The following is a 14,390-nucleotide window of genomic DNA, read 5'->3' on the forward strand; positions in this document are numbered from 1 at the left end:
AGCGAAAGGTCCAGTATCCTGGCTCTTCGGTCGCGCGTACGTCCGCGATCCAGGCTGCCTGGCTAGTGAGCCAAGCTCACGACGGGGGCGGCCCTCCTTGAACTTCCAGGATTCGAAAGCAGGAAAAGCCCTGAGTGCTCGCCTTGACCACCGCAACCCACTCGTGTTCGACACGCACGAGCTGGGTCGGCGTCCCGGTGCGCTGCAGCGGCTGACCCGTTCCATCGAGGCCCCCGGTTCGCCGGATGTCCTCGGTATCGACGGGGTCATCGGAGTGCCGCAAGGCGCCCCGGTCGAGCTGGAGATCCGTCTTGAGTCGGTCATGGAAGGGGTGCTTGTCACAGGCACCGCCCGTGCGTCGGCCGAGGGGGAGTGCGTAAGGTGTCTGGAGCCGCTGAAGCTTGAGGTGGAAGCGGACTTCCAGGAGATGTTCTCGTACCCTGACGCCGACGACCGGGGCCGCGCAGCGGAACCGGCCGACGACGCCGAGGACGACGAGGACAGGCTCTATCTCGAGGACGGCTTGTTCGACCTCGAGCCTGTGCTGCGTGACGCGGTAGTGCTCGCACTGCCGATGCAGCCGGTGTGCCGGGACGACTGTCCGGGCCTGTGTTCCCAGTGCGGAGCACGGCTCGCGGACGACCCGGAGCACCACCATGACGCCGTCGACATTCGTTGGGCGGCATTGCAGGGACTCGCCGGGACCATCCAGGACGGCGAGAAGGACGACGTGAGCGGCGCCGAAGCCGGCGTCGACGAGAAGCAGGAGAAGTAGCCGTGGCTGTTCCGAAGCGGAAGATGTCGCGCAGCAACACGCGCCACCGCCGGTCGCAGTGGAAGGCTGCGGTCCCCACCCTGGTTGCGTGCGAGCGCTGCCACGAGCCGAAGCAGCAGCACATCGCGTGCCCGAGCTGCGGCACGTACAACAAGCGCCAGGTCCTCGAGGTCTGAGCGGCTGGTGAGAGGCACCGTGTCTAGCCACAAGATGGCGGAAGACGCCAACGCTGAAAAGGCTGCGAACGCCAAGAAGCAGGCGGAAAACACGGCCTCGTCCCACACGCTTTTGGAAGGGCGGCTCGGGTACAAACTCGAGTCCGCCCTTCTGGTGCGTGCACTGACCCACCGTTCGTACGCGTACGAGAACGGCGGTCTGCCGACGAATGAACGGCTCGAGTTCCTCGGGGACTCGGTGCTGGGACTCGTCGTCACGGACACGCTCTATCGCACCCACCCCGACCTGCCCGAAGGCCAGCTGGCCAAGTTGCGGGCCGCGGTGGTCAATTCGCGTGCGCTGGCGGAGGTCAGTCGAGGCCTCGAACTCGGTCTCTTCATCCGGCTCGGCCGGGGCGAAGAGGGCACGGGTGGCCGGGACAAGGCATCCATCCTCGCCGACACCCTTGAAGCGGTGATCGGCGCGGTCTATCTGGACCAGGGTCTGGACGCGGCGGGCGAGCTGGTGCACCGGCTCTTCGACCCGCTGATCGAGAAGTCCTCGAACCTGGGCGCGGGCCTGGACTGGAAAACCAGCCTCCAGGAGCTCACCGCGACCGAGAGCCTCGGGGTTCCCGAGTATCTGGTCACGGAGGACGGCCCGGACCACGAGAAGACCTTTACTGCTGCCGCCCGCGTCGGAGGCGTCTCGTACGGCACCGGCACCGGCCGCAGCAAGAAGGAAGCGGAGCAGCAGGCCGCGGAGTCCGCGTGGCGCGAAATTCGCTCCGCTGCGGATGAGCGGATCAAGGCGGCGGAGATCGCCGCGGCGGCTCCCGCTACCGCGGAGGTCGACGGGGGCGCCGAAGCCCCGTCTGCCTGACAAGCGCTTTACTGTTGGTGCCGGTCGCCCCTTGGGGTGGCCGGCACCAGCCTTTTCGCCGCTTCACGGCATTCTTCCCGCCCACCCACCCGATTGCCCCGGAGTAGTCGAAATGCCCGAGCTGCCCGAGGTCGAAGTCGTTCGGCGTGGACTCGAGCGCTGGGTGGCCCATCGCACCGTCGCCGATGTCGAGGTGCTGCATCCGCGCGCCGTGCGGCGGCATCTCGCGGGCGGCGACGATTTCGGGCTCCGCCTCAGGGGCCACCGGGTCGGTACGGCGATGCGGCGCGGCAAGTATCTCTGGCTGCCCGTCGAGGACAGCAGCACCTCGATCCTCGCCCACCTAGGCATGAGCGGGCAGCTGCTCGTGCAGCCCCAAGAGGCCCCTGACGAGAAGCACTTGAGGATTCGGGTGCGGTTCGCCGACGCGCTCGGCACCGAGCTGCGCTTCGTCGACCAGCGGACCTTCGGCGGACTCTCGCTGCACGAGAACACCCCGGACGGACTGCCGGACGTCATCGCGCACATCGCACGCGACCCGCTCGACGAGAAGTTCGACGACGCGGCTTTCCACGCCGCGCTGCGCCGCCGTCGTACGACGATCAAACGAGCCCTGCTCGACCAGTCGTTGATCAGCGGAGTCGGCAACATCTACGCGGACGAGGCCCTTTGGCGGGCGAAGCTGCACTACGAGCGCCCCACCGCCACGTTCACGCGCCCGCGCACGGCTCAACTCCTGGGCCACGTACGGGACGTGATGAACGCCGCGCTCGCCGTCGGCGGCACGAGCTTCGACAGCCTGTACGTGAATGTGAACGGTGAGTCCGGGTACTTCGAGCGGTCGCTCGACGCCTATGGACGTGAGGACGAGCCGTGCCGCCGCTGCGGTACGCCGATGCGCCGACGTCCCTGGATGAACCGCTCCAGCTACTTCTGCCCGCGCTGCCAGCGGCCGCCGGCCGCCCCCTTGTCGTAGCGCTCGCGAGCTTCGAGCACGCCGTCCATCCTGCCCTCCACGAAGTGGATGAGGCCCATCAGGCGGTCGGTGACCTCCCGGCCAAGGGGGGTCAGTTGATAATCCACGCGCGGCGGATTGGTGGGCTGCGCGTCACGGTGGACCAGGCCGTCGCGCTCCAGGGCGTGCAGCGTCTGGGACAGCATCTTCTCGCTCACGCCGTCGACCCGGCGGCGCAGTTCGTTGAAACGGAACGTGCCGTCGTGCAGTGCGCCCAGGGTGAGTGCGCCCCAGCGTCCGGTGATGTGCTCCAGGGTGCCGCGCGAGGGGCAGAGCTTGGAGAACACGTCATACGCCATGTCCGAGGTGTCTTCGGCCGGAGTGGTGGCATCCATACCCCCAGCGTACTCCCGCACAGCGCCACCTCGCGGGTGGCGCTGTGCGGGGGTTAGTGCGCTTCTAGAAGCCGAAGTCCTGCGTCCACCAGGGGCCGCCCGGCCCGAAGTGCGCGCCGACGCCCAGGGTCTTGTAGTCGCAGTTGAGGATGTTGGCCCGGTGGCCGGCGCTGTTCATCCAGGCGTCCATCACGGACTGGGCATTGGCCTGGCCCCGGGCGATGTTCTCGCCGCCCAGATCCGATATCCCGGCCTTCTCGGCGCGGTCCCACGGAGTCGCGCCGTCCGGGTCGGTGTGGTCGAAGAAGTCGCGCTCGGCCATGTCCGCGCTGAAGTCCCCGGCGAGCGAGGCCAGGGCGGCGTCGCCGTTCAGGGGGGAGCAGCCCACCTTGGCCCGCTCCTGGTTGACCAGGGTGAGCACATCCGCCTCGGCCGCGCTCTCGGCGGACGGCGTCTTCGGTTCGGCGGCCGGCGGGGCCTTCGGCTTCTCGGAGGGGGTGCGCGAGGGGCTCGGGGGCGTCGTCTTCTGCTTCTCGTCGGTCTCGGGCGCGGGCGGCGCCTTGGACGACGGCTTCTTCGACGGCTCGGCCGAGGGCTTCTCGGTGGACTGCGAGGGGGAGGGGGCCGGAGCGTCGGGGCGTTCGGAGTCGCGGCTCGGCGGGGCCGACTCGCGCTCGGCGGTACCGGTGTCGCCGCCCTGCGGCGTGACCTCGCTGGGAGTGGTGGCGGCACGGACCTTGTTCGGGTCGTCGCCTCCGCCGAGGGAGTAGTTCTCGGCGCCCGGGAGCAGGCCGGTGGTGAAGGCCACGGCGCCCATCGCCACAGCTGCGGACACCCCGAGCAGGCCGGTGCGCACCGGCGTGGCGCGGCGGCCACGGTGGCGGTGCGACACGGTGGCGGGGCGGGGCTCCGGGGCGCCGGCGTGATCGCCCGCGTACGTGTCGGAGACCCCAGTGGCGCGGCCGGCGGCGGCTGCCCCTGCGCCGGAGCGTCGGTGGCGTCCCATCTCCTGGCCTTCCTCGTCCTCAGCGGTCAACGTGACTCACCCATACGAGTGAGGCTCATCGAGTCGGGACTGTACGCGATGGCGCATGGGGACGAAGTGCTCCGAGAGCAATTGGCCGGTTAGCGTGCACCCATGAACGAAGAAGTCAGAGTCACGGCCTGGGTGCGTGGCCGGGTGCAAGGCGTGGGTTTCCGCTGGTTCACGCGGGCCAAGGCTCTGGAGATCGGCGGCCTGAGTGGTTTTGCTCTCAATCTGGAGGACGGCCGCGTGCAAGTCGTCGCCGAAGGCCCCCGCGCGGGCGCCCAGGGGCTGCTCGACTGGCTGCGCGAGGGCGACACACCCGGCCGCGTCGACGGCGTCACTGAGATCTGGGACACTCCGCGCGGCATCTACGACACCTTCGCGATTCGCTGACGGCGAGTTGCCGGGCGGACCCGCTCCGGCGTGGTTCTGGCAACCGCCCGGGGCAGGAAAGGCCTGGTGGTTGCCAAGAACGGCCCGCCGTGGCAGGCTCCCAGGTGAAGGATGATCGACACGCCCCCAGGGCCCCGCAGCAGAGGCAGCGCCGCCGTTCTAACGGCCGCAGGCCCCCGGGTCGCCCGCCAATACGGGGCGTGATCGTGTTGACCGTCAAACTTTTTGGTGAGACTCTGGAAGCCCCGCGCACCTTAGCTGTTTGGCATGTGAGAACGGCCAGCAAGACCCAGCAAGAACAACGAGTGCCAAGCACCGCGGGTGCGATTCCCTCACGACCCACACCGCTTCGGTCGGTCACTCATTGTGGAGGACCATCCATCATGGCAAAGGCGCTTCTCGGTTACGTCGGCGGTTCCGACCCGCGACTTCTCGCCGAGATGCGACGGCTCCAGCAGCGCGTCCAGGACCTGGAATCTGAGCTCACGAAGATCCAGGCCGAGAACGACGCGCTCGCGGCTGCCGCTTCTCACGAATCGCTCCTGGAGAGCATCGACGTACCCCAGGCGGAGCCTGCGCTCACCTGACCACCACCTTCAGTAAGGCGCTCACCTCGCACGACCTCGCGTAACACTTGATCGCGTCACGCGTTCCTCGGTCTGCGAGTTGCCTGTTAACGCACGTGGTCGGGCTGCCCATGTCAGCCGCTTGTCCAGATCTGCAAGGGACGCTTCGGCGTCCCTTCTTTCTTGCCGCCGCGTGGCCCGTTTCCGTTACACCTGATGTGCCCTGCATGTTCCTGGGTGAAACGGTGAAAAGGAAGGTGCGGCGCGCAGCGCCCCGCTGGAAGGGCGGTGGCGGGAGACGGGTGGGAGGTAGAGTCCGGCGGCGTGCACCTCAAGGCCCTGACACTGCGCGGTTTCAAATCCTTCGCGTCGGCCACGACGCTGAAGTTCGAGCCGGGCATCACCTGCGTCGTCGGACCGAACGGCTCCGGCAAGTCCAATGTCGTGGACGCGCTGTCCTGGGTCATGGGCGAGCAGGGTGCCAAGTCGCTGCGCGGCGGGAAGATGGAAGACGTCATCTTCGCCGGCACCACCGGGCGGCCGCCGCTCGGCCGCGCAGAGGTCTCCCTCACCATCGACAACTCCGACGGCGCCCTGCCCATCGAGTACGCCGAAGTCACCATCACGCGGATCATGTTCCGCAACGGCGGCAGCGAGTACCAGATCAACGGGGACACCTGCCGGCTGCTCGACATCCAGGAACTGCTCTCCGACTCCGGCATCGGGCGCGAGATGCACGTCATCGTCGGCCAGGGCCAGCTCGACGGCGTCCTGCACGCCGACCCCATGGGGCGCCGCGCCTTCATCGAGGAGGCCGCGGGCGTCCTCAAGCACCGCAAGCGCAAAGAGAAGGCGCTGCGCAAGCTGGACGCGATGCAGGCCAACCTCGCGCGCGTCCAGGACCTGACCGACGAACTGCGGCGCCAGCTCAAGCCGCTCGGCCGGCAGGCCGCCGTGGCGCGCAGGGCCGCCGTCATCCAGGCCGATCTGCGCGATGCCCGCCTGCGGCTCCTCGCCGACGACCTCGTACGGATGCGGGACGCGCTGCGGACCGAGGTGGCCGACGAGGCGGAGCTGAAGCGCCGTAAGGACACCGCAGAGGCCGAGCTGAAGAAGGCGCTCCAGCGGGAGGGGGATCTTGAGGACGAGGTGCGCCGCCTCACGCCGCGGCTCCAGCGGGCGCAGCAGACGTGGTACGAGCTTTCGCAGCTGGCCGAGCGGGTGCGGGGCACGGTGTCGCTCGCCGACGCGCGCGTGAAGAGTGCGACCGCCGCACCGCCCGAGGAGCGGCGTGGCCGTGACCCCGAGGACATGGAGCGCGAGGCCGCGCGGATCCGCGAGCAGGAGGCGGAGCTCGAAGCCGCTCTCGAGGCCGCGGAGCACGCGCTCGAGGACACGGTCGGCCACCGGGCCGATCTTGAGCGGGAGCTCGCGGTCGAGGAGCGCCGCCTCAAGGACGTGGCGCGGGCCATCGCCGACCGGCGCGAAGGGCTCGCGCGGCTGACCGGCCAGGTCAACGCGGCGCGCTCGCGGGCGGGCTCCGCGCAGGCCGAGATCGACCGGCTCGCCCTGGCGCGTGACGAGGCGGGGGAGCGCGCGGTCGCCGCCCAGGAGGAGTACGAGCAGCTGAAGGCGGAGGTCGACGGCCTTGACGCCGGTGACGTGGAGCTCGGCGAGCGGCATGACGAGGCGAAGCGTTCCCTCGCGGAGGCCGAGGGGGCGCTGACCTCGGCCAGGGAGGCGGCGACCGCCGCCGAACGCAAGCGGGCCGCGGTCGCCGCCCGGCACGAGGCGCTCGCGCTCGGCCTGCGCCGCAAGGACGGGACGGGGGCGCTGCTCGCCGCCAAGGACCGCCTCACGGGGCTGCTCGGTCCTGCGGCCGAGCTGCTCTCGATCGCTCCGGGGTACGAGGTCGCGGTCGCGGCGGGCTTCGGCGCCGCGGCGGACGCGATCGCGGTGACCACACCGGCATCGGCGGCGGAGGCCATCCGGCTGCTGCGCAAGCAGGACGCGGGGCGGGCAGCATTGCTGCTGGCGGGGTCACCGGAGGACGGCGCCCCCGGTGACGTACGGCCGGCGGGCTCCGAAGGGCCGCCCCTGGTGGCCGAACTGGTGCGCGGGCCAGCTGAGTTGATGCCCGCGGTACGGCGGTTGCTGCGGGGGATGGTCGCCGTCGGCACGCTGGAGGACGCCGAGGACTTCGTCTACGCGCACCCGGAGCTCACCGCCGTCACCACCGAAGGAGACCTGCTCGGGGCGCACTTCGCGCAGGGCGGCTCCGCCGGGGCGCCGAGCCTTCTCGAAGTACAGGCATCCGTCGACGAGGCGGCGGCCGAGCTGGAACAACTCGCCGAGCAGTGCGATGAGTTGGCACGCACCCAGCAGGATGCGGGTGAGCGGCGCAAGGAGGTGGCCGCGCTCGTCGAGGAGTTGGGGGAGCGCAGGCGGGCCGCCGACCGGGAGAAGTCCGCCGTGGCCCAGCAGCTTGGCGCACTCGCCGGGCAGGCGCGTGGCGCCGCTGGTGAGGCGGAGCGCAGTGCGGCCGCCGCGGCCAAGGCACAGGAGGCCCTTGAGAGGGCCGTCGAGGACGCGGAGGAGTTGGCCGAGCGTCTCGCCGTGGCTCAGGAGGCTCCGGTCGAGGAGGAGCCCGACACCTCCGTACGCGACCGGCTCGCCGCCGATGGGGCCAATGCCCGGCAGACCGAAATGGAGGCCAGGCTCCAGGTGCGTACGCACGAGGAGCGGGTGAAGGGGCTCGCGGGACGTGCCGACTCGCTCGACCGGGCCGCGCGCGCCGAACGCGAGGCACGCGCGCGTGCCGAGCAGCGCAAGGCCCGGATGCGGCACGAGGCCGCCGTCGCCGAAGCCGTCGCCCGTGGTGCGCGGCAACTGCTCGCGCACGTCGAGGTCTCCCTCGTACGGGCGCAGGAGGAGCGTGCCGCCGCCGAGCGCGCCAAGGAGGTGCGGGAGCGGGATCTGACCGCCGAGCGGGGCCAGGGGCGCGACCTCAAGGCGGAGCTCGACAAGTTGACGGATTCAGTCCACCGCGGCGAGGTACTCGGTGCCGAGAAGCGGCTGCGGATCGAGCAGCTGGAGTCCAAGGCACTGGAGGAACTCGGTGTGGAACCGGCAGGACTCGTGTCCGACTACGGCCCCGACCAGCTCGTGCCGCCCTCCCCCGCGGCCGAGGACGAGGAGCTGCCCGAGGACCCGCAGCACCCGCGCAACAGGCCCGTGCCGTACGTCCGCGGTGAGCAGGAGAAGCGGCTGAGGTCAGCCGAACGGGCGTACCAGCAGCTCGGGAAAGTGAATCCGCTGGCCCTGGAGGAGTTCGCCGCTCTGGAGGAGCGTCACAAGTTCCTGAGCGAGCAGCTGGAGGACCTGAAGAAGACGCGGGCCGATCTCCTGCAAGTGGTGAAGGAGGTCGACGAGCGGGTCGAGCAGGTCTTCACCGAGGCCTATCGCGACACCGCCCGTGAGTTCGAGGGCGTCTTCTCGCGGCTCTTCCCGGGCGGCGAGGGGCGGCTCATCCTGACCGATCCCGACAACATGCTCGCCACCGGAGTCGACGTCGAGGCACGCCCGCCCGGCAAGAAGGTCAAGCGGCTCTCGCTGCTCTCCGGTGGTGAGCGCTCGCTGACCGCCGTCGCGCTGCTCGTTTCGATCTTCAAGGCACGCCCGAGTCCGTTCTACGTGATGGACGAGGTCGAGGCCGCGCTCGACGACACCAACCTGCAGCGGCTCATCCGGATCATGGAGGAGCTGCAGGAGGCCTCGCAGCTCATCGTGATCACGCACCAGAAGCGCACGATGGAGGTCGCCGACGCCCTGTACGGCGTCTCCATGCAGGGCGACGGCGTCTCGAAGGTGATCAGCCAGCGGCTCCGTTAGCTCTTCACGGGCCCGCAATCCCCCTCCCCTTCATAACCTCTCCATAACTTCAAGTCTTGAACGAACCTCACCTCGTCAGCTCCTGAAATTCACAGGAACCCAGGTATTGACTTCGAAACTTGAAGGCATAGTCTCTGCAACGTTGCTTTTACCTTCAGGTGGTGGGCGGCGTGAAGTTGTGCGCCACTTGAAGTGCTCACCCCCACCCCCGGCGATGTTGCCGGTGGCCCGAGGAGTCCATGTGACCAGCACAACGAAGGCGCCGCAGCCCGAAGGCAGAGAGGCCCACCCCGACCATCTCGGCCATGTCATCTTCATTACGGCAGCCGCCGCGATGGGCGGCTTCCTCTTCGGCTATGACAGCTCGGTGATCAATGGCGCCACCGTCGCCATCCAGCACCGCTTCGACGTCGACGCGAACATGCTCGGCTGGATCATCGCCACGGCGCTGCTCGGCTGCGCCGTCGGTGCCGCGATCGCCGGGCGCATCGCCGACCGCATCGGCCGCATCCGCTGCATGCAGATCGCCGCCGTCCTCTTCGCGGCGAGCGCCGTCGGTTCCGCCCTGCCGTTCGCGGCATGGGACCTGACGATGTGGCGCTTCATCGGCGGTATCGGCATCGGCATGGCCTCCGTCATCGGCCCCGCCTACATCGCCGAGGTCGCCCCGCCCGCGTACCGAGGCCGCCTCGCCTCGTTCCAGCAGGCCGCGATCGTCATCGGCATCGCCGTCTCCCAGCTGGTCAACTGGGGCATCCTGAACATGGCGGACGGTGACCAGCGGGGCAAGCTGATGGGCCTGGAGGCCTGGCAGCTGATGCTCGGTGTCATGGTCATCCCCGCCGTCCTCTACGGCCTGCTCTCCTTCGCCATCCCCGAGTCGCCGCGCTTCCTGATCTCCGTGGGCCGCAACGAGGAAGCGAAGAAGGTGCTCGGCGAGGTCGAGGGCACCAAGATCGACCTGGACGCGCGCGTCGGCGAGATCGAGGAGGGCATGCGCCGCGAGCACAAGTCCTCGTTCAAGGACCTGCTCGGCAAGGTCGGCTTCCTGCCGATCGTCTGGATCGGCATCGGACTCTCGGTGTTCCAGCAGCTCGTCGGCATCAACGTGATCTTCTACTACTCGAACCAGCTGTGGCAGTCGATCGGCAAGGACCCGAGCAGCTCGTTCCTGTACTCGTTCGAGACGTCGATCGTGAACATCGTCGGCACGGTCATCGCGATGGTCTTCGTGGACCGCATCGGCCGCAAGCCGCTGGCGATCATCGGCTCCGCCGGTATGGCGCTCGCGCTCTTCACCTGCGCCTGGGCGTTCTCGTACCGCACCGGCACCGGCGAGAACGTCTCGCTGCCGGACGCGCAGGGCCTGACGGCGATCATCGCCGCCAACTTCTTCGTGCTCTTCTTCGCCCTCTCCTGGGGCGTGGTGGTCTGGGTGCTGCTCGGTGAGATCTTCCCGAACCGGCTCCGCGCCGCGGCCCTCGGTGTGGCCGCGTCGGCCCAGTGGCTCGCCAACTTCGCGATCACCAAGACGTTCCCGAGCATGTCCGAGTGGAGCCTGACCGGCTCGTACATCATCTACGGCGCCTTCGCCGTGATCTCGATCCCCTTCGTCATGAAGTTCGTCAAGGAGACGAAGGGCAAGACCCTGGAGGAGATGGGCTAATCCCCGCTGCCCCTCCTCTGAGGAAGCTGCCCCGGTTCAAGGACCTATTCCTTGAGCCGGGGCAGTACGTTTTCGCAGAAGTGGTGCAGGCTGCGCCATCCCTCGTCGACCGGCATCCCGCCGGAGAGCGGATGCAGTACGAGGTTGGCGGCGCCGCCCTGCACGTACGCCACGCACTCGTCGGGCGTGAGGACGCGGTAGACCCCCTCGGCGCGCAACTCCTCGACCGTGGTGGCGCCCGACTTCACCGCCGAGCGGATGTCCCTGGACTGCCAGGAGGCGTAGGTGCGCGCCTCGTGCAGGAAGTGCTCGCCGTGCTCGGCCCAGGTGCGGTCCGGGTCGTCGGCTATGTGCAGGAGCGGGGTCTCGGCGGCGGGCATCATCGTCCAGCCCTCGGTGCCGTACTCCGCGAGGCGCTGGTTGTAGTACGCCTCCAGGTCCGGCAGATGGGCGCTGGGGAAGAACGGCAGCCCGAGCCGGGCCGCGCGGCGGGCCGCCGCCTCGGAGGAACCGCCGACCAGAAGCATCGGATGGGGCTGCGTGAACGGGCGCGGGGTGACGCGCGCGGTGCGGCCCCGGAACTCGAAGGGCTCGCCGGTCCACGCCTGCAACAGGGTCTCCAGGAGCTCGTCCTGGAGCTTGCCGCGCCGCTTCCAGTCGACACCGAAGGCCGCGTACTCCTCGGGCCGGTAGCCGATCCCCGCCACCGTGACCAGGCGGCCGCCGCTGAGCAGGTCCAGTACGGCGATGTCCTCGGCGAGCCGCAGCGGATCGTGCAGCGGGCCGATGATCGCGGAGACCGTGACCGCGATGCGCCGGGTCGCGCCGAAGACCGCGCCGGCGAAAGTGAGGGGCGAGGGCAGCCAGTTGTTGGTGACGCCGTGGTGTTCCTCGGTCTGCACGGTGGAGATGCCCCGGTCGTCGGCGTACGTGGCCATCTCCAGGGCGGCCTTGTAGCGCTCGCTCAACGAGGCGGGTGTCGCGTCCGGATCGACGAGGTTGAAGCGTACGACTGTGACGGGCATGGAAAACGTCCCCCTTCACCGTGGGCGGGCGAAGAGGGACGTTAGATGACGCGGTGTCAGATGAACAGTGCCCGGGGGCAGTTGATCAGGATCGGACGCAGAGCGGTGTCAGGCCGAGACCAGCTCGCTCTCGCCCTCGCCCCTGCCTTCGGGTGCCTCGACGGCCGGGGTCCTCGGAAGCACCGCGTACAGCACGGCGGCGATGAGGATCGTGGCCAGCCAGCCCAGGCCGTTGCGGCCGATCCAGGACGTGGCGAGCGGACCGCTGAACCAGTCGACCTTCGTGAAGAGCAGGCCCACCACCAGGGCGATCGCCCACGCGGTCATGGCCTGCCAGGCGAAGCCCGCCTTGTACCAGTAGGCGCTGGTGCGCTTGGTGTCCATCAGTGCTTCACCGTCGTACGTCTTCCTGCGCAGCATGTCGATGCCGAAGACGCCGATCCAGGCGGAGAAGGCGACTGCGAGCAGGGTCAGGAAGGAGATGAACGAACTGATGAAGCTGGTGGCCACGTTCATCAGGAGGTAACCGAAGATCAGGCTGATGATGGCGTTGATGGACACCGCCCACGTGCGCGGGACCTTGATGCCGAGCGTCATGGCGGTGAAGCCCGCGGAGTACATCGACATCGAGTTGATCAGGAGCATGCCGATCAGGGCCATCAGCAGGTACGGCACCGCGATCCACGTGGGAAGCAGCTGGCCGAGGAAGGAGACCGGGTCCGAGGCCTTCGACAGGCTCGGCGTGCTGACCGCCATGACCGCGCCCATCAGGACCATCGGTACGACGACGATGCCGGCGCCGCCGATGGCGTTGCCCACCAGGGCCTTGTTGGAGGCCTTGCGCGGGAGGTAGCGCGTGAAGTCCGGGCCGGTGGGGACCCAGCTGATGCCGCCGGCGGCGATCACGCCGACGCCCGCGACCATCGCCGACGTGGAGCCCGCGGACTGCGAGAAGACATCCGACCAGGGGGTGTTGGCCACCAGGTAGACCAGGACGAGGACGCTGAACGCGCCGAAGAGGTACGTCGCCCACGTGTTGCAGATGTGCAGGACCTTGCGGCCCAGACCGCTGATCACGAACGTGCAGGCGACGAAGGCGATCAGCGTCACGACGGTGAGCCACGTGCTGGACTCCACGCCGAAGCAGATGTCCAGGACGGTGATGATCGCGTACGCGCCCGTCACCGCGTTGATCGTCTCCCAGCCCCAGCGGGCGACCCAGATGAGCGAGCCCGGGAAGAGGTTGCCGCGCTGGCCGAAGACCGCGCGCGAGAGCGTCATGCCGGGGGAGCCGCCGCGCTTGCCGGAGATGGAGATCAGACCGACCATGCCGTAACTCAGGACGGGTGAGACGAGGGCGACGACCAGGGCCTGCCAGAAGTTGAGGCCGTTGGTCACGATGAGCCCCGCGCCCATGGTGAGCAGCAGGACGCTGATGTTGGCCGCCACCCAGGTGGGGAACAGCTCGCGGGTCCGGCCCGTGCGCTCGGAGTCGGGGACGGGCTCGAGGCCGCGTGTCTCCAGGGCGCCTTCGGTTTCGGCGGTGGTGCTCATGGGGTGGGGTCCGTGCCTCTCGCTCGGATCGCAACGCCGCGATCCGTCCGTGGGGGTGATCGCGTTGGACTCTACGCGCGTTGATGCGGAGAGCTCCATCGTACTTTAGTCCGAGTAGTGCCCTCTATGAGCTTATGTTCTTTGGAGGAAGCTACATCCTGAGCCGCTGTTGCCCCGACTGATGACGTCGCATATTGAGGCGTCGTGAGTTCTCGCCCGGCGGCGGTCTCAGTTTTGTTCCTTAACCCTCGCCTCTGGGTACTCACCCATATTGCGGTGAGCACGGCACGCCGCTTCGGCATACTGGCCTGATGCCGCACGCCGAGGAACAGCCGTTGGCTGGAGGCAATGTCAACGAGGGCGCCGTCCGGATTGGCGACACAGTCCGCCGTTCCGCCGGACCGTGGACCCCTGCGGTCCATGCCCTGCTCACTCACCTGCACGAGGTGGGATTCCGCGCGGCGCCTCGCCCGCTGGGCATCGACGACGAGGGGCGCGAGATCCTGACCTTCATGTCGGGGCAAGTGGTCTGGCCCGACCAGTTCTCGCTGTTGGAACCCGCTGAGCAGCTGGCTCGCGTCGCACGGCTGATCCGGGAATTCCACGATGCCGTGCAGGACTTCACGCCGCCGCCTGACGCGCGCTGGCAGGGGCTGATCCCCGCCGAGGGCAGCGACATCATCGCCCATCATGACCTGGCTCCGTGGAACCTTGTGGTCGGAGACGATGCCCAGTGGGCCTTCATCGACTGGGACGGTGCAGGTCCCGGTTCTCGCCTGTGGGACGTCGCGTACGCGATTCACGGCTTCATTCCGCTGTCCGCCGATCCGCACTGGCAGCGCCCCGATGCGGCAGAGCGAATGCGCGGCTTCGTCGACGCCTACGGTCTCGATGAAGCTGAACGCCGTCGTCTGATTCCGATGCTGGGCCGCCGAACGCGTTCCATGCACGACTTTCTGCACGACCAGGCCGCCCGCGGCGTGCAGCCATGGGTCAGGCTGTGGACCGAGGGCCACGGCGATGTCTGGCGAAGCGACACCGAATACATCGAGCAACGTGAAGATCAGTGGCTGCGCGCGCTACTCGCTGACTGAGCTTGTTCCGT

General features: G+C 68.7%; 13 protein-coding genes. 9 read left to right on the forward strand and 4 right to left on the reverse strand.

Annotation, left to right across the window (positions count from 1 at the left end):
- Window positions 1-130 precede the first annotated feature (130 nt).
- The 4 genes from ACZ5WE_RS27125 (at window position 131) to mutM (ending at window position 2,789) form a co-directional block, all read left to right on the forward strand.
- Window positions 131-775, forward strand: a complete 645-nt coding sequence (locus tag ACZ5WE_RS27125; RefSeq protein ID WP_467693217.1) for a YceD family protein — start codon at window positions 131-133, stop codon at window positions 773-775.
- 2 nt (window positions 776-777) lie between these two features.
- On the forward strand, window positions 778-951 hold the full coding sequence (gene rpmF / locus ACZ5WE_RS27130) for a 50S ribosomal protein L32 (protein WP_003951102.1): 174 nt from the start codon (window positions 778-780) through the stop codon (window positions 949-951).
- A 7-nt stretch (window positions 952-958) separates the two neighbouring features.
- Window positions 959-1,813 (forward strand): ribonuclease III, encoded by an 855-nt coding sequence (rnc, locus tag ACZ5WE_RS27135; RefSeq protein WP_467692984.1) that lies wholly within the window; start codon window positions 959-961, stop codon window positions 1,811-1,813.
- 112 nt (window positions 1,814-1,925) lie between these two features.
- The gene (gene mutM, locus ACZ5WE_RS27140; protein WP_467692982.1) at window positions 1,926-2,789 is read left to right on the forward strand and encodes a bifunctional DNA-formamidopyrimidine glycosylase/DNA-(apurinic or apyrimidinic site) lyase; all 864 of its coding nucleotides are present in this window, start codon (window positions 1,926-1,928) and stop codon (window positions 2,787-2,789) included.
- On the opposite strand, the gene ACZ5WE_RS27145 is transcribed toward mutM, so the two are convergent.
- Both ACZ5WE_RS27145 and ACZ5WE_RS27150 read right to left on the reverse strand, forming a co-directional pair.
- Window positions 2,741-3,163 (reverse strand): winged helix-turn-helix transcriptional regulator, encoded by a 423-nt coding sequence (locus ACZ5WE_RS27145; protein ID WP_467692981.1) that lies wholly within the window; start codon window positions 3,161-3,163, stop codon window positions 2,741-2,743. The genes mutM and ACZ5WE_RS27145 overlap by 49 nt on opposite strands.
- A 64-nt stretch (window positions 3,164-3,227) precedes the next feature.
- Entirely contained in the window at window positions 3,228-4,169 is a 942-nt protein-coding gene (locus ACZ5WE_RS27150) for a CAP domain-containing protein (protein ID WP_467692979.1), read from the reverse strand.
- 132 nt (window positions 4,170-4,301) lie between these two features.
- Here ACZ5WE_RS27150 and ACZ5WE_RS27155 point away from each other — a divergent pair, with 132 nt between their 5' ends.
- The 4 genes from ACZ5WE_RS27155 to ACZ5WE_RS27170 all read left to right on the forward strand — a co-directional run bounded on the left by ACZ5WE_RS27155 (window position 4,302) and on the right by ACZ5WE_RS27170 (window position 10,706).
- Entirely contained in the window at window positions 4,302-4,583 is a 282-nt protein-coding gene (locus ACZ5WE_RS27155; RefSeq protein ID WP_467692977.1) for an acylphosphatase, read from the forward strand.
- A gap of 383 nt (window positions 4,584-4,966) precedes the next feature.
- Window positions 4,967-5,170, forward strand: coding sequence for a hypothetical protein (locus tag ACZ5WE_RS27160; RefSeq protein ID WP_393406156.1), 204 nt, complete (start codon window positions 4,967-4,969; stop codon window positions 5,168-5,170).
- 303 nt (window positions 5,171-5,473) lie between these two features.
- Window positions 5,474-9,040, forward strand: a complete 3,567-nt coding sequence (gene smc / locus ACZ5WE_RS27165) for a chromosome segregation protein SMC (RefSeq protein ID WP_467692975.1) — start codon at window positions 5,474-5,476, stop codon at window positions 9,038-9,040.
- A gap of 214 nt (window positions 9,041-9,254) precedes the next feature.
- Window positions 9,255-10,706: a sugar porter family MFS transporter gene (locus ACZ5WE_RS27170; protein ID WP_469157302.1), complete on the forward strand. Its 1,452-nt coding sequence runs from the start codon at window positions 9,255-9,257 to the stop codon at window positions 10,704-10,706.
- A gap of 44 nt (window positions 10,707-10,750) precedes the next feature.
- On the opposite strand, the gene ACZ5WE_RS27175 is transcribed toward ACZ5WE_RS27170, so the two are convergent.
- On the reverse strand, window positions 10,751-11,731 hold the full coding sequence (locus ACZ5WE_RS27175; RefSeq protein WP_467692971.1) for an LLM class flavin-dependent oxidoreductase: 981 nt from the start codon (window positions 11,729-11,731) through the stop codon (window positions 10,751-10,753).
- A gap of 108 nt (window positions 11,732-11,839) precedes the next feature.
- Window positions 11,840-13,285, reverse strand: coding sequence for a purine-cytosine permease family protein (locus ACZ5WE_RS27180; protein ID WP_467692969.1), 1,446 nt, complete (start codon window positions 13,283-13,285; stop codon window positions 11,840-11,842).
- A gap of 311 nt (window positions 13,286-13,596) precedes the next feature.
- Here ACZ5WE_RS27180 and ACZ5WE_RS27185 point away from each other — a divergent pair, with 311 nt between their 5' ends.
- Window positions 13,597-14,379 carry a phosphotransferase enzyme family protein gene (locus tag ACZ5WE_RS27185; protein WP_467692967.1) on the forward strand — a complete coding sequence of 261 codons (783 nt, stop codon included), beginning with the start codon at window positions 13,597-13,599 and terminating at the stop codon, window positions 14,377-14,379.
- The last annotated feature ends 11 nt before the right edge of the window (window positions 14,380-14,390 follow it).

Source organism: Streptomyces sp. NPDC033180 (genome assembly GCF_055577645.1).

What these genes read in the sequence shown, in the direction of transcription:
- ACZ5WE_RS27185 (WP_467692967.1), top strand. Translation starts at nt 13,597, where the DNA reads ATGCCGCACGCCGAGGAACAGCCGTTGGCTGGAGGCAATGTCAACGAG.
- ACZ5WE_RS27145 (WP_467692981.1), bottom strand. Translation starts at nt 3,163, where the DNA reads ATGGATGCCACCACTCCGGCCGAAGACACCTCGGACATGGCGTATGAC.
- ACZ5WE_RS27160 (WP_393406156.1), top strand. Translation starts at nt 4,967, where the DNA reads ATGGCAAAGGCGCTTCTCGGTTACGTCGGCGGTTCCGACCCGCGACTT.
- ACZ5WE_RS27180 (WP_467692969.1), bottom strand. Translation starts at nt 13,285, where the DNA reads ATGAGCACCACCGCCGAAACCGAAGGCGCCCTGGAGACACGCGGCCTC.
- ACZ5WE_RS27150 (WP_467692979.1), bottom strand. Translation starts at nt 4,169, where the DNA reads ATGGGACGCCACCGACGCTCCGGCGCAGGGGCAGCCGCCGCCGGCCGC.
- ACZ5WE_RS27175 (WP_467692971.1), bottom strand. Translation starts at nt 11,731, where the DNA reads ATGCCCGTCACAGTCGTACGCTTCAACCTCGTCGATCCGGACGCGACA.
- ACZ5WE_RS27170 (WP_469157302.1), top strand. Translation starts at nt 9,255, where the DNA reads ATGTTGCCGGTGGCCCGAGGAGTCCATGTGACCAGCACAACGAAGGCG.
- mutM (WP_467692982.1), top strand. Translation starts at nt 1,926, where the DNA reads ATGCCCGAGCTGCCCGAGGTCGAAGTCGTTCGGCGTGGACTCGAGCGC.
- ACZ5WE_RS27155 (WP_467692977.1), top strand. Translation starts at nt 4,302, where the DNA reads ATGAACGAAGAAGTCAGAGTCACGGCCTGGGTGCGTGGCCGGGTGCAA.